Consider the following 14,600-nt stretch of genomic DNA (forward strand, 5'->3'; position numbering starts at 1 on the left):
GCATCTATCCCCTTTAAACCTTCTGTGGCTGCATTACTTCATTGAATATATTAATTACCCTGTCGAGGTCACTTTGAGTAAGGTTTGATCCGCTGGGCAGACAAAGCCCCTGGTCAAACAGTTTTTCTGCGGTACCATTTACATAAGCAGGCGCAGTATCAAATACCGGTTGCAGATGCATCGGCTTCCATACAGGCCTTGACTCTATATTCTCTTTCTCCAGCGCAATTCTCAGGTCTTCCCTGGTAACCCCGTTACTTTCGGCCGGATTGACGAGTATTGTAGTCAGCCACCTGTTGGAATAAAATCCCTCCGGTTCCATAACAAAAGTAATGCCCGGAAGATCGCCCAGCTGATTTAAGTAATATTCATAGTTTGCTCTTCTCTGTGCGACACGTTCATTAAGCACTTCCATCTGCCCTCTTCCTATGCCCGCGCATACATTGCTCATCCGGTAATTATATCCTATCTGGCTATGCTGATAATGCGGTGCTGCATCCCTTGCCTGCGTAGCCAGGAAGCGTGCTTTCCTGATGAGCTGCTCGTCATTTCCCGTCAGTGCGCCACCGCCACTGGTCGTAATGATCTTATTGCCATTAAAGCTGAGTATTCCCAGCTGACCGAATGTTCCGCAAGCCCGATCTCTGTAGGAAGATCCCAGTGCCTCTGCCGCATCCTCAACTACGGGAATATCATATGCCGCTGCAATGGCCATGATTTCATCCATCTTTGCCGGCATACCATACAGGTGTACCGGGATGATCGCCCTGGGTTTCGTCCCCCTGGCTATCCTGTCCTTAATCGCTTCTTCCAGTAAAACAGGATCCATATTCCAGGTATCTGTCTCACTATCTACAAATACAGGCGTCGCTCCCTGGTAAACGATAGGATTGGCTGAGGCGGAGAATGTCATACTCTGACAGATCACTTCATCGCCTCTTTCCACTCCCAGCAGGATAAGCGCCAGGTGTAAAGCCGCAGTTCCCGATGACAATGCAGCTACGTGCCCTGCACCGGTATAAGCGGCTAGGTCACGTTCAAATCCATCCACATGAGGCCCTAAAGGAGCTATCCAGTTAGTCTCAAATGCATCACGAACATATTCCTGCTCCCTGTTTCCCATATGAGGAGACGATAACCATATTTTTGTATTCACGCTTGTATCTTTTAAAAGTTTTAATCTCATTAATGTGCATCGTTGCCTGTAAACTTCTCCATCGTAACTGATGACGCGGAACTTACCCCTTCCGATTGTATCACTTTCTGAACAGTCATCCAAAGGATTTTCAGATCCAGGGGAAAGCTGATATTATCGACATACCACACGTCGTATGCAAACTTCTCCCGCCAGCTGATGGCATTCCTTCCATTTACCTGTGCCCATCCTGTAATACCGGGTCTTACATCATGCCGTTTTCGCTGCTCATCATTATACAATGGCAGATATTCTACCAGCAAGGGGCGGGGACCCACCAGGCTCATATCTCCTTTCAGCACATTCAGTAACTGGGGAATTTCATCCAGGGAGGTCTTTCTTACAAATTTGCCCACCGGGGTCAACCTCACTTCATCAGGCAGTAACTGTCCGTCAACGCCCCTTTTGTCATTCATCGTCTTAAACTTGATCACTCTGAAGATCCGTCCATTCTTTCCCGGTCTTGGCTGAAGAAAGAAAGGCTTCCCCTCATTGGCTGCGTAGAGGAATATAGTAAGTACGATAAATACGGGTGATAACAGCAATAACGCAAAAAGCGCTATTGAACAATCCAGTAAGGGCTTAATCATCTTACTATACAACTGCATTGCTTAAACTGCCTGTTTTTAGTATTTTCTGTTGGATGAGATCAATATACCGTAATGCCAATACCTGCCTGTCGAAATTCTGTTTCGCATAGGCAAAGCCGCTCTCTCCTTCTCTCACAATCCTGTCGGGCTGCAACAGGTATTCCCTGATAATACGGTTGTACTCAGCAATATTCTCAGGCTCCACAAAGGCGCCTGCTTTCGCTGTTTCCACCAGTTCCCGGGATACACCATCAATAGCCATCAGGATCGGCTTTTTACAAGCCATATAATCAAACGTCTTATTGGAATAAACTGTTTTGAAAGTATCTGCTTTCTTCAACACAGACGCCCCCATTTCAGACGCCAGTATATACTTAAACACCTCGCGTTTAGGTACCGGATCAAGAAAGCGAACATTCGTCACCTTCATTTCCTCCGCTACCTGCTGCAGGCGTTTTTTATCCATTCCCTGGCCTATCAGCAGGAACAGCACAGGCGTATCCTCGAGTTGCTTACCTGCTTTCAGTATCTGTTCCAGGTCATTGGCAACGCCATGAGCGCCAACATATGTGATCACAAAATGACCATTCAGACGATGCTCATCACGGAATGCATCCCGGTCGAATGTATCCAGCAGATTGTCTGACAGGCTAAAGTCTGCCGCATTGGGAATAAAGATCAGCTTCTCTTCAGGCACATTCTTTTTATCCCTTAACGTATTGTAAAATGCGGGGGTCAGTACATTGATCAGTGATGCCTTCCGGTAGATGAAACCCTCAAACCAGCAGGCCAGCTTTATGATCATTTTATTTTTAAGCACACCTGAATCAATAGCCGATTCGGGCCACAGATCCCTTACTTCAAATAGGAAAGGCACTCGTTTCGCCCTGGACAACACATACCCCGAGAAGCCAACAAACAGAGGCGGTGAGGTAACGATCGCTACATCAAATTCTCCTTTTACCTTAAACAGTCCCGCCCATAGTGACGAGAACATAAAACAGAAATATCCCCATAAACGTCCCAGGAAGTTACGATTGTAAGACTCTGACACATGACATCTCCACACCGTTACTTCTCCCTGTTGTTTCTTTACGAAATATTTCTTCTTGTATTCAGCACGTTTCTCCGATCCGTTGGCATGCATCATCCCTGCCAGCACTGTTACATGATGGCCCTGTTCAGTCCATGTCTTTGTTATTTCATTCCACCGGGATCCCCCCGGATCATCTTCTTCTAAAAAATACTGGTGAATCAGTAAGATCTTCATATCTATCTGTTTAAACTTATCTCTGTGATGATTGCATACTGGTCTGTGGTAAATACGAACTCCCGGCTCTCTTCTCTCACGCCATACAGCGAAGAATAAGCCCCCGTCCTTTCCTCTGCCTTCAGCATATTTCCCCTGAGGTCTCTGGATTTCCAGGCAATCGCTTTTGGCAATGCCGTATGCCATAGCTGACGCATCTTCAATTGTGGTGGCTTGTTCATGATATAATCTTCCACCTGCCAGAAGGGCTCATTCTTTTTCTTTTTCACCACACGCCGGTGAGTAATATCAGGTCCTGCATGCTGAAAGGCAGAAATGGTCCCTTCCCAGATATACTCATCCCTTGTTTCATACAAGGCCGCATTTTTGCACTGTGTCCAGTTATACCAGATAAACCGCGGACCTTTCTCCATCTGGTCGTAGTCGTCCAGCATCACGGTATTATGGGAAGCTGTTCCCACGAAATACCGTAACGTTTGTTCATTGGTATTGTACTTATAACTGCCGGCATCCATCAGGATGTTCTCTCCCTTATACCAGATGTCAAGATGAAGATTATCCGCCTGCGAAGGTCTGTCGCGGTGACTACCGCAACGCAGGAAGGTAATGGTATCCTGCTCGCGACACACGTAATAACCGCCATCAGGATAGCTGAACACACCACGGTATTCCTTTGGAACAGTGGCTGTTTCAGCAGGCAGCTTACCATACCAGTATACATCCTCATAGATCTCCGGTATTGCCGCATCAACATCCAGCATTGCTGCCAGCGCCTGTAACTGCGGCCGGTAATCGCGGTAATGCTGATTATTCAGCCGGAAGAAAAGTGCGCCGTCATTTGCCCCATAGTTGGGCAACCAGCCATTGCTGTCGTTCATGCATGAGCGCAGGAATTCAAGCGACTTCGTTGCACGTTCTGTTACAACAGCAGGGAAGCTTTCTCCATTCAGCTCCGACAGGCGGAGACCCCATGTTAAGAGTTGTACCACCACGCGATGGTAGTTCATTGAAAACTGGAGATAAGTGCCATCAGGATAGATCTGGTACCCGATCTCCTGTATCAGCCATTTCCGGCCCTTTTCTTTCCAGGTGGCTGCATTCGGGAATGCAGGATATAACAAACCTCCCAGGTAAAGTGCCAGCGTTTCTGTAATCGCATGATTATTTCTTACAGCGATCCGGGAGAAGTGAATGTTCTCATACACATGATGCAGCTGCCAATAAATAGCATGCTGGATCTCTTCAAACACCTGTTCTGTGAGGTGTACAGAATTGCGGTAATAGTACAAGGCAAAGGTCCAGTTCAGCACCCGCAGACTTATCTCCTGACTACACTTATAATGAGGCCCGCAATTCACCTTATTTGCCTTTATCCAGGAAAGGATATTATTCAGCACAAAAGCGGCGCAATCCTCCTTAAAATGATAATCATACCGGATGATATCATACAGGTAGGCAAACCTCGCCCTTTCCCATACGAACTTGATATCGCCGGCTTTCTTTGAATAATCTTCTATCTCCGTCCAGTGTTTATCGCGGTCATACACAAACCCACTATCCGGATTCCTCATCCAGTCACTGTCAATACCCAGGTCAATCACCTTGCCGTTGAAGAAAGGCAGTTTACCGGCCTTTATCTCTTTATAACGGGTAGCAAGTGCTGTCTCAGGATTACGGAGAATGCTCAGCTCTTCCCTGCTGCCGAAAAAGAACTTTACAGATTGGTTCTTCCAGGTGTCCAGCGACAGGTACCTCACCTTAGCCGGAGTACCGGGAAAACGCTTTTTAAGCCTTCCTGTCCTCCTGTTGAGTTCATACACAGACCGGAAAGCAATATATCTCCAGCCCATGTTATGCGCCACTTTCATACCTTTCTGCAACGTCTTCCAGCTACTCATACCGCAGGACTATATTTTTCTGTAACAGCAAATATTTCCATCAGACTTTCAATGATCCTTTCGGCTGCATGCCCATCCCATAAAGGAGGGATACTTCCTTTCTTCCACTCTCCTCTGAATAATCTTTCCATCGCAGGTTTTATTGCGTGAGGATCTGTGCCCAGTAATTCATTTGTACCCAGTGTACATGTTTCCGGCCGCTCAGTGCTATCTCTCAGGGTCATGCAGGGCACGCCCATTACTGTTGTCTCCTCTGTAATACCGCCGGAATCTGTAATAACAGCTTTTGCATTTTCCACCAGGTAATTAAACTCCAGGTATCCCAATGGCTCCACCAGGTGGAGATTAGGGTATGACAAGCGGCTGCTCTCGAGATTCTTTGCTGTGCGGGGATGTACAGGGAATACTACCGGCAGTCCATTACTGTTGTTCATGATCTCGCTGATCAGCAACGAGAGGTTTTCCTGCACATCCACATTGGCAGGGCGGTGTAGCGTCATCACCAGGTAACCCTGTGGTTTTAATCCGGCTGTTTCAAAGATGGCAGGCGCTGTAAAACGACTCCGTTGTTTCAGCAGGGTATCGATCATCGTATTGCCTACGAAGATGATCTGATCATCCTCCTTGCCTTCCTTTCGCAGATTGGCATTTGCGATGTCGGATGTAGTGAAGAAATAATCAGTGATGGAGTCTGTCACCATACGGTTGATCTCTTCCGGCATGGTAATATCACCTGATCTGATACCTGCTTCTACATGTGCTACTTTTACCATCAGCTTTTTGGCCACAATGGAACAGGCCAGTGTGGAGGTAACGTCGCCCACTACCAATACCAGGTCAGGGCGATGTTCAATCAGTTCTTTTTCAAAACGCACCATGATATTGGCCGTCTGCTCTGCCTGGGAACCACCACCTGCTTCCAGGTTTACATGTGGTTCCGGTATGTTGAGCTGCTCAAAAAAAGACTGGCTCATGTTCTTATCATAATGCTGACCTGTATGTACCAGCCGGTAATTGATCTCATATCCCTGTTGCTGCTTGTCTCTGATGGCGGCAATAATGGGCGCGATCTTCATAAAGTTAGGCCTGGCTCCGGCAATAAGCGTTATTTTCATTCAGTAATGTTTAAATCAGATTTACAACGTTCTGTCCATTGAGTGCTTCCACCGGTTCAGCAACAACCGGTGCTGCTACCCTTGTCTGGTCCAGTCTCACCCATCCATTCTGCTGCAGGCTTTTAATGGCTGCAAAACTGGCCCTGGTAGTATTGATGATCTCATCAAACGGTATCAGGGGCGCTCCGCCATTTTTAATGCTGCTGATCAACGCCTGGAACTGTGCTTTATGCCCCTTGTCCATCGTTGTCTTCAGTTTTGAAAATCCTTTGAAGCCATAGCCGGTGGTTTGTTTATAGTTATCGATAACGGCAGTCCTGTCCTGCGAATACACTTCAATTCTTTCCTTCGGATAAGCTTTTGATCCGTTGGAGAAGTAGTTGATCACACCTGTAGAACCGTTCTCATACTGCAGCAGTATGGAGCAGTTATCCGCATTTTCCGACGGATTTACACCCATCGCATTCATACAGACTGCTGTTACCTTACTGCCTGTCAGATAGGTAATCAGATCAATAAAATGGCAGGCCTCTCCAACAATGCGCCCACCTCCTACCTTCATATCGTGTACCCATACATTAGGAGGAACGAAGCCGGCATTCATGGTGGCAATAACATTCATCGGGGTATTCCCTACCAGTTGTTTTACCTTCTGCACATGAGGAGAAAAGCGGCGGTTAAACCCTACTGTCAATGTCACTGAGCCGTCATAGGCATCGATGATCTGTTCCAGTTCATCTTCATTCAGTGCCAGTGGTTTTTCCACAAACACATGTTTGCCTGCCGCCAGGGCTTTCAGCACCATGGAGGCGTGTGTATTGTGACGAGTAGTGATCATCACACCATCTGTCTCCCGGTCTCTTAATATCTCCTGGTAATCTGTTGTGCTAAGCGCTATTTTATGCTTCTTTGCCAGCGCGGTGCCCGTAATACCGCCTGCACTGGCGATATACTTGATATCTGCTTTTGCTTTATCCAGCGCCGGCAGCATGGTCATCTTTGTAAAATTGCCGGCGCCGATGATTCCCCATACACCTTTTTTTCCTGCAAAAGAAGTAGCGGGGACTACACGTACGGTATGCTGAAGATCGGCGTCTTCCTTATACACCAGGATAGATGCAATAGCGCGGCTCTTACCGATGCTGCCATATACGCGGTCATATTCCGCGAGCGGTATTCTTTCAGAGATCAGCGACGCCACATCCAGTTTACGGGAAGCAACAGCCTGCAATACGGCTTCAAAGTTCCTTTTCTCTGTCCATCTCACAAAAGGCAGCGGATAGTCTATTCCCCGCTGTTCGTACTCTTCATCATAGCGTCCCGGCCCGTAGGAACACGATACCTGGAAGGTGAGTTCCTTCTCATAGAATTCGGCCCTGCTGATGTTCAGTTCTATTACCCCTACCAATATGATCCTTCCCCGTTTGCGGCTCATCCTGGCGGCCTGTGAAATGATCTCATTTGTTTTTGCAGACGCAGTGATGATCACACCATCTGCCCCTCTGCCCAGCGTTTCATCCAGTACTGATTTAACAACATCTGCTCCATCCGCAGGATTGATCCCGATGATACCTTTCTTTCTTGCGAGCGCAATCTTCTCTGCATCCAGGTCAATCCCTATTACCCGGCAACCGTTGGCCAGCAGCAGTTCAGCAGTGATCATGCCTATCAGGCCCAGCCCTGTTACCACGATCGTTTCTCCCAGTGTGGGATTACAAAGCCGGATACCCTGCAAACCGATAGAGCCGATAACAGTGAATGCCGCCTCGTCATCCGACACGTTCGCAGGTATAGCCGCTACCAGGTTCTGTGGTACAGATACGATCTCTGCATGCGGGCCATTAGAAGCCACCCTGTCGCCCACTTTAAATTCGCTGACACCTTCTCCGACAGCGATTACCTTTCCCACATTACAATATCCCAGCGGAAGCGGCTGGGCCAGTTTGTTAAATACCGCTTCCAGTGTCGGCATCAGTCCTTCCGTTTTGATCTTGTCCAACACCTCCTTTACCCTCTCAGGTTGTTGCCTGGCCTTCTGAACAAGATTCGCCTTGCCAAATTCCACCAGCATTCTCTCCGTACCAAGTGAAACAAGACTTCTTGTTGTCCTTATCAGTACCTGTCCTCTTGCCACCTGCGGAGCAGGGACTTCTTCCAGAATGGTTTCACCTGTCTTGAAGGATTGAATCAGTTGTTTCATACGCTATTTTAAATAATCTACAATTTCTTTGATCTTATTTTCTACTACGAGTGTTGTTGATTTAAGCTGATCGCCTTTCAGTATCTTTTCTATGCTATCGGCTATTGACCGTGGCTCCATAGGATCAAATACGAGTGTCGGATTAACTACTTCAAACACGTAAGGCAAATCAGATGCCACAACATCACAGCCACATTTCACGGCCTCGATCAGGCCTAATCCAAAGCTTTCGCAAAGAGAAGGATACACCAGGTACTTATGCTGGCCATACAGATCATAGGCATTTACAAACCCATGGTTGACCACCTTCAGTCCGTCCTTCCTGTACTCCTCGATGGTATTGACCAACTCACCGTAATTGTCGGTAACTGTTAAATGCAGTTCAGGGAACATACTTTTCTCTGCCAGCATGCGCCAGGCCTGCAGCAGGTTCTTATGATTCTTATGCGTATTGCCATTGCTGATGAATACAAAAGATTCCCTTCTGCTGCCATTACCATTACACCCTGCCACGTGATAGAATGGCGCCACGATCACCTTACCTGCATTCACGCCCTGTTGCTGTAACAGGGCTTTTACTTCATTCGTCTGAACGATGAAATAATCTGTATTACCGCTTAAAAAAGTGATGAGTTTTCCCTTGATCTTTTTCAGTGTTTTCTCTTTGAAACCGTAGTTAGCCGGATAACTGAAAAGCGAAACATTGTGGAAATAAGTAAAGACCTTTGCTTTTAATCGTACAGTTGGCGGTAGATTACCAAAACAAAGTACCTTGTCAAATCGTTTACCGTGTTGCTTGTAAAACCGGTGTCTTTCTATCAGCGATCCTTTCATAAAAGTTCTACGGTCTTCTGCTATAAACCCGTAATCTCCTATGCATCTGGCATCGAACAGATAAAAACAGTCGAGCCCTGCACTGCTGATCTCCGCTACGAGATAATCCAGTAAGACCTTTCCTCCGCTATTATTAATATACACCGCGTCAAGTAATATCATTTGTCTCTGTTATTTTTAACCGTCAACAAGCGTTCCCCTTCTCTTCCATTTTCTCCAGGGCGCCAATGGCGCCGCCCCTTTCTCATACACACAATGCATGATATCCAGGAAATAATCTGCTGCATGCTCGCCCGACAGGCATTCAGACCAGCGCCGGATCTTTTCCCTTGACCCTGCAGGCACTTTCCCGGCCTTCATCCGCCTGCTCAACTCTTCCGACAGGTGGCCGATATCCCCGGCCCTGATCACTGTACTGAAATTGTGGTCTCCCAGTAATACCGAAGCCCCGCAATGATCTGTACAGATAACAGGTGTGCCCTGTTGCAGCGCTTCATTGATCACAGCGCCCCAGCCTTCTTTCAGGATACTGGGCAGCACAAAGAGATCATGCTGGCCCATGAGTTTTCTCACCGTCACATTATCCTGGAAACCGGAGAACTTCACATTCGACAAGGACAACTCATTCGCCAGGTCTTTTAACATAGGCGCTTCCGGGCCATCCCCTATAATGTTCAATTCCCCCTCACTACTTTTTACGTTCGACCATGCCCTGATAAGGGTATGTATGCCTTTATTAGCCACCAGTCCTCCAGCATACATGACCTTAAAAGGTCCATACTCATCTGCCGTTGCAGGCGGTGTAGACTGCACAAAGTATCCCCACTCAAAAAGCTTGTCTTTCTTATATCCTGCCTTGCTGTATACTTCCATTCCTTTGCTGCCTATGGCGAGAATGAAGTCAAACATCCTCCCATACCGCATCCGGTGATAGATGCTGCGCAGATACCTGACCTTACCTTTCAGTCCCAGCCAGCTGTATGGTTCAGCCATAATACCCAGGTTATGCCGGTGACTTGTCAGCCAGGCAAAGGCATTCCGGAAAAGCGGTTCACTGTCAAAACCACTAAAAATATGATAGGTGTTTTCGTCTGATGCCGCGATAATATCGTCGATCGTTGCCTGATCCGGCGATACGATCAGTTTTACCCGGCCCATATCCGGAATGGTCCAGCCCATTTTTTTCCGTTTTTCTTCTATCTCTACCACCGTGACAAGTACCACCTCCACATCCTTCTTCAGTGAAAGACAATGGAGGAAGCATGACTGGTGCACACTCACCATATTCTGCCAGAAAACAAACTTTCTATTCGTAGACATGGGCATAACTATTTTGTCCGGCATGCAATTCAACACGTGATTTTATATAGTAATCAAACTGGATATTGGCAACGCAACACCAAAACAAGCTTGTCATCATTTCATTGATCCCGATCAGGTAAGACTCCACAAACGCTGTTATCAGTATACTGACCATGATAAACTGATAAGTGCGCATTTCTTCCTTTTTGTACTTAAAGAAATCAATGATATACGTTATACAGTTCCAGAACAGTATGATGATAAAAATGGCTGCGAATAAGGCCCCGACCATAATACCCAGCCCGAGATAACCATTATGCGGATTACTGGTGATATTATCGCCGCTGAACCGCGGGTCGGTCCAGCCATACCGTGCCAGACCATGTCCTCTCATCAGTTCATCCTGGAAGGTTTTCATTCCCCATCCAAATGCATGCTCCCTGTTACGGAACATACTTTCCTTTCCGGTGATGCCTGTCAGCAGCCTGGTGATGGCGTTATTGGAATCCATACCGGAGAAATAGGAAATGACATAGGGCAGTATTATCAGCAGTGGTATCGCCAGCAACACATACTTATATGCCGGCACCTTTCTCAGATCTGAGAAGAACCATGCAATTACATATACTACAAGCGCTGCCCTCGACCCCGTCATCAAAATAACATAGGTCAGGTATATCATCACCGGTATAGCAATGATCTTTTTTAAAAATTTATTCTGTATGATGATCCCAAACGCAATAGCGGATAATGTACCGGCGCTATTCGCATTCGTAAATCCAAAGCTCAGCCTGAGCGTCTCGGAATCCACCGTTTGCGAAAAAGAGCCATAAACCAGACCCATAATGATCAATATGGCCAACCCTTTTAAACACTTAAGTTTATATTCGTCTGTGTTTAGCGCCATAAATAGTGCAAACATCAGGAACAACAATACTTTGGATACCAGGTACACCAGGGACTCATCTTTCAGGGGGTCCAGGAAGATGTAGTACACCGTAAGCAATAATGTCAGCGCTGCAAACAGTCTGAATTGAATGAACAGCGAAAATAGCTTCTCCCTTTTCAGAAAGAAAAGGAACAGGACAAGCCCGGCCATTACGGGCACCAGGAGAACATCTCCATTCAGAAAGCTGAGATGGGCATACTTTAATGCGAAGTTCAGGACGATGAACAGGATGAACACTACATTGATCCCTTTCTTCACGAAGCCTCGTATACTCATGCTTTTTCCCATATCTTCAATACGTTGTCATATTTCTTAATAATTCTGGCCGGATTGCCTGCAGCCACACAATAGTCCGGAACATCCTTTGTAACCACGGATCCCGCGCCGATGATAGCCCGGTTGCCAATGGTAACCCCTCCCAGTATGATAGAGCCGATACCGACCCATACCCCATTGCCGATCACGATGTCCTTACCGAATCCTTCACCTGCCATTTTATCTCCCTCCGGGTTCAGCTCGTGCGTACCCGTAACGATAGTGACCCTGGAGGAAATATCACAGTCCCGTCCTATCCTGATACGGCTGTCAATAGCGCCTACCAGGAAAGTATCTTCACCGATGAATGTATTATCGCCCACCTGCAGATCAAACGGCCCCATTACCTTCAGCGCCATAAATCTCACATTCGCGCCAAGCCTGGCGCCTGCAAATGCCAGCAGCTTTCTTTTCAGTCCAAACATCCGCGTACCGGGTAAAGCACGGACCATTTTATTAATAATAAACAATCTGCCAGGTTTCAGGCTCATCTTACAATGTTTTTTATAATTGAATCCAGGTCAACGCTGTTATAGAACGTCCCCGCATTGGAAGCATACGCGCCATAATCAGAGAATATCCTTCCCATTGTGTCCTTCACGGCATCTACACAGTTGAAATCAGTACAAAGGCCCGCCCTGTAATGCTCCACCGTATATTTCAGTCCAGGTATGTCATTACACAACATGGGCTTTGAAAACATCGCATACTCCCATATCTTATTCGGTGCACAGTAAATATTATTCAGGTCAATAAAGTCATACACTACAATGCCTATATCTGCCAGCTTCGTGATCTCCAGGTGTAAAGGCGCATCGATAAAAGGAATATGAATGATATTGGGATTGATCCCTTTTAACGTGTCTATGTAATCAAAGTCCTTTCCCACTATCAGGAATACGAACTTTGCATCATCCTCAAATGTGGCCCTGGCAATGGTATCCAGCCTGCGGTAATGAGTAATGATGCCCTGGTAAAGCACAATCTTCTTGCCCTTACTGATCTCATCTCTTACCTTCTGTACCAGCGGACCGTTAGACCCATTGATACCCGCCCCTTCTATTGGCTTAAAGTAGGGCTTATTGGGCAATACATCAGGTGTATTTTTCAGCTTCCATCTCACCCTCAGGATGGCAGACCTGTTATACTCTGCCGTTACAATCTTATATGCATACCGGGAGAGACGCTTCAATAAAAAATTATAAACAGGCACCGCATCATACAGTTCCAACAGGCACATAACGAACCGGTAGCCCTTTAGTTTTGCCCCCAGGCCCACAGCAGTATCTCCTGTGGCGACCCATAAAAGATCATGGGGCGTTTCATTGACAAGCTGAAATACTTTCTTCCTGAAGTAATAAACAGCTAAAATCTTGGAGCCTCCCCTGCTCTGCAGCCGGAGATTCTCTATTGAGAGATTTTTGCATTCCCCAAAAAGGAAAGCCTCACTCTCCTTACTGATATCGCCGCAGATCAGCTTTACGTTCTCATACAGCTTTGAAAGCCCGAGCACAACGTTCAGCACCGGAGGGACAAATGATGGATTGCACTTACACACGATAATAGCCGACTTATATGACTTCTCAACTTTCATTTATGATTGGTTAGTTTATTCGCTTATTATTGCGGGTTTTCATTAACATACATTTACAGCTCACATAAATACTGATGTAAGGAATCAAACATCGCGTCTGCTTTTTTCCTTAATGATTTCACAGAGTCAGAACAGTCAAAATCACTTTCCTCAAATACCCTCATCGCCTGTTTCAGATCGGAGTGCCTGAATGGCATATCCCAGAGCCTGAAACCATTGATCTGTTCCGACAGTATACTCAGCTTCGGCTCAATGGCTATACACACAACTGGTTTGTTTAACACCGACCCCATCACTCCGCCATGATAACGCGCTGTAATAAACCCGTCAAAGCCATTCAGCGTATCCATAAACTGTTCTATACCGCTTTTGAAGGGGTCCCATTCCAGAACGGGATACCCCCCTTCATTAATGATCTTCCTCCATTCCACATCGCGCAGTGTAGAAAAAATGATGAACGTGAACTCATAATCAGATTCTCTGTGTTCTTCAATCATCCTCAGCAATGTATCCTGGTAGTCGTTTCCTCCATTCTCATATTTCCAGTCTCTTACGATCACCCCTATCTTCTTCCGTTTTTGTTCCTTATGGTACTCTGTTCCATTTCGCTGAACAGCTTTATCATAATTCAGAAAGCTCGAATAACATATATCTGCGCCCTCATTCACACCATCATAACCCCAGTCCTTGCAATAAGACAGCGAGGTGGCATCCCTTACATATAACATGTCCATCTGCCCTACCAATGATTTCACCTTTTCTATCTTGTCATTCTCCGGGTTGAACGGACCAAGTCCCAGTCCGAGGCCTACCGATTTCTTTGCAGGCACCGGCTGTTTCCGGGAAAACTTACTCCTGATCTTTCTCACCAGTAGTCCAGGATCGTCGGTCAGCAACTTCCAGAAGAGTTTCAAATAAAACCCTCCTTTATTGGAGTTGAATAAAAAGAACTGTGTGCCTCCTCCGTAGATCAATACGTCGGCGGCGGCTTTTTTGTTATCATTTACATCCACATAACCAGACTTCTTCAATAACCGTTGGCAGTAATCACTTGAACTGCCACAAAAATCAACGTTCACACACAGGTCGTTTCTTAGAAAAAAGTTCTCAATAGTACACATCAAAGCATCATCTCCAAAGTTCGCTTCTCCATATGCACCTTTTACAACTACAGTCTTTCCCATAGTACAACAATTAACAAACATGTTTAATAAAGGCCTTCCAGCCAATCAGGCCTTCTTCGAGCACAGGTTTACTTTTAAACACAGGTCCCTCTGTTCAGCATTAGGTTGATCTACTCTTTCTGATTGGCATCGTTTAATTAATCCCAGCTAGCTG

12 protein-coding genes are annotated in these 14,600 nt (G+C 46.3%); all 12 read right to left on the reverse strand.

Annotated elements, in window-relative coordinates; translation table 11 throughout:
- Window positions 1–13: 13 nt before the first annotated feature.
- From BLR32_RS09595 to BLR32_RS09650, 12 genes are read right to left on the reverse strand one after another with little or no spacing between them, the layout of a single operon-like run.
- Complete coding sequence (locus tag BLR32_RS09595) at window positions 14–1,156, reverse strand: DegT/DnrJ/EryC1/StrS family aminotransferase (protein ID WP_143011414.1); 1,143 nt, start codon at window positions 1,154–1,156, stop codon at window positions 14–16.
- 29 nt (window positions 1,157–1,185) lie between these two features.
- Window positions 1,186–1,803 carry a sugar transferase gene (locus BLR32_RS09600; protein ID WP_089831025.1) on the reverse strand — a complete coding sequence of 206 codons (618 nt, stop codon included), beginning with the start codon at window positions 1,801–1,803 and terminating at the stop codon, window positions 1,186–1,188.
- Window positions 1,790–3,055 (reverse strand): glycosyltransferase family 4 protein, encoded by a 1,266-nt coding sequence (locus BLR32_RS09605; RefSeq protein ID WP_089831027.1) that lies wholly within the window; start codon window positions 3,053–3,055, stop codon window positions 1,790–1,792. The genes BLR32_RS09600 and BLR32_RS09605 overlap by 14 nt, the downstream gene beginning before the upstream one ends.
- Before the next feature lie 2 nt (window positions 3,056–3,057).
- Window positions 3,058–4,953 (reverse strand): alginate lyase family protein, encoded by a 1,896-nt coding sequence (locus BLR32_RS09610; protein WP_089831029.1) that lies wholly within the window; start codon window positions 4,951–4,953, stop codon window positions 3,058–3,060.
- Window positions 4,950–6,068 (reverse strand): non-hydrolyzing UDP-N-acetylglucosamine 2-epimerase, encoded by a 1,119-nt coding sequence (wecB, locus tag BLR32_RS09615; RefSeq protein WP_089831031.1) that lies wholly within the window; start codon window positions 6,066–6,068, stop codon window positions 4,950–4,952. The genes BLR32_RS09610 and wecB overlap by 4 nt, the downstream gene beginning before the upstream one ends.
- Before the next feature lie 10 nt (window positions 6,069–6,078).
- Window positions 6,079–8,268: a bi-domain-containing oxidoreductase gene (locus BLR32_RS09620; protein ID WP_089831033.1), complete on the reverse strand. Its 2,190-nt coding sequence runs from the start codon at window positions 8,266–8,268 to the stop codon at window positions 6,079–6,081.
- A gap of 3 nt (window positions 8,269–8,271) precedes the next feature.
- Entirely contained in the window at window positions 8,272–9,264 is a 993-nt protein-coding gene (locus BLR32_RS09625; RefSeq protein ID WP_089831035.1) for a glycosyltransferase, read from the reverse strand.
- Between the two features lie 15 nt (window positions 9,265–9,279).
- A complete protein-coding gene (locus BLR32_RS09630) occupies window positions 9,280–10,422 on the reverse strand; it encodes a glycosyltransferase (protein ID WP_176842221.1) in 1,143 nt (380 codons plus the stop codon).
- Window positions 10,409–11,629, reverse strand: coding sequence for an O-antigen ligase family protein (locus BLR32_RS09635; RefSeq protein ID WP_143011415.1), 1,221 nt, complete (start codon window positions 11,627–11,629; stop codon window positions 10,409–10,411). Before BLR32_RS09635 ends, BLR32_RS09630 begins: the two co-directional genes overlap by 14 nt.
- Window positions 11,626–12,159, reverse strand: coding sequence for an acyltransferase (locus BLR32_RS09640; protein WP_089831041.1), 534 nt, complete (start codon window positions 12,157–12,159; stop codon window positions 11,626–11,628). The genes BLR32_RS09635 and BLR32_RS09640 overlap by 4 nt, the downstream gene beginning before the upstream one ends.
- Window positions 12,156–13,262 (reverse strand): glycosyltransferase family protein, encoded by a 1,107-nt coding sequence (locus BLR32_RS09645; RefSeq protein ID WP_143011416.1) that lies wholly within the window; start codon window positions 13,260–13,262, stop codon window positions 12,156–12,158. Before BLR32_RS09645 ends, BLR32_RS09640 begins: the two co-directional genes overlap by 4 nt.
- 53 nt (window positions 13,263–13,315) lie before the next feature.
- The gene (locus tag BLR32_RS09650; protein WP_176842222.1) at window positions 13,316–14,446 is read right to left on the reverse strand and encodes a polysaccharide pyruvyl transferase family protein; all 1,131 of its coding nucleotides are present in this window, start codon (window positions 14,444–14,446) and stop codon (window positions 13,316–13,318) included.
- Window positions 14,447–14,600 lie beyond the last annotated feature (154 nt).

The sequence above is a fragment of the Chitinophaga filiformis genome, from assembly GCF_900102545.1.
Taxonomy (GTDB): Bacteria; Bacteroidota; Bacteroidia; order Chitinophagales; family Chitinophagaceae; genus Chitinophaga; species Chitinophaga filiformis.

Coding starts and splice junctions, on each gene's coding strand:
- BLR32_RS09600 (WP_089831025.1), bottom strand. CDS start 1,803: ATGCAGTTGTATAGTAAGATGATTAAGCCCTTACTGGATTGTTCAATA.
- BLR32_RS09605 (WP_089831027.1), bottom strand. CDS start 3,055: ATGAAGATCTTACTGATTCACCAGTATTTTTTAGAAGAAGATGATCCG.
- BLR32_RS09610 (WP_089831029.1), bottom strand. CDS start 4,953: ATGAGTAGCTGGAAGACGTTGCAGAAAGGTATGAAAGTGGCGCATAAC.
- wecB (WP_089831031.1), bottom strand. CDS start 6,068: ATGAAAATAACGCTTATTGCCGGAGCCAGGCCTAACTTTATGAAGATC.
- BLR32_RS09620 (WP_089831033.1), bottom strand. CDS start 8,268: ATGAAACAACTGATTCAATCCTTCAAGACAGGTGAAACCATTCTGGAA.
- BLR32_RS09625 (WP_089831035.1), bottom strand. CDS start 9,264: ATGATATTACTTGACGCGGTGTATATTAATAATAGCGGAGGAAAGGTC.
- BLR32_RS09630 (WP_176842221.1), bottom strand. CDS start 10,422: ATGTCTACGAATAGAAAGTTTGTTTTCTGGCAGAATATGGTGAGTGTG.
- BLR32_RS09635 (WP_143011415.1), bottom strand. CDS start 11,629: ATGAGTATACGAGGCTTCGTGAAGAAAGGGATCAATGTAGTGTTCATC.
- BLR32_RS09640 (WP_089831041.1), bottom strand. CDS start 12,159: ATGAGCCTGAAACCTGGCAGATTGTTTATTATTAATAAAATGGTCCGT.
- BLR32_RS09645 (WP_143011416.1), bottom strand. CDS start 13,262: ATGAAAGTTGAGAAGTCATATAAGTCGGCTATTATCGTGTGTAAGTGC.
- BLR32_RS09650 (WP_176842222.1), bottom strand. CDS start 14,446: ATGGGAAAGACTGTAGTTGTAAAAGGTGCATATGGAGAAGCGAACTTT.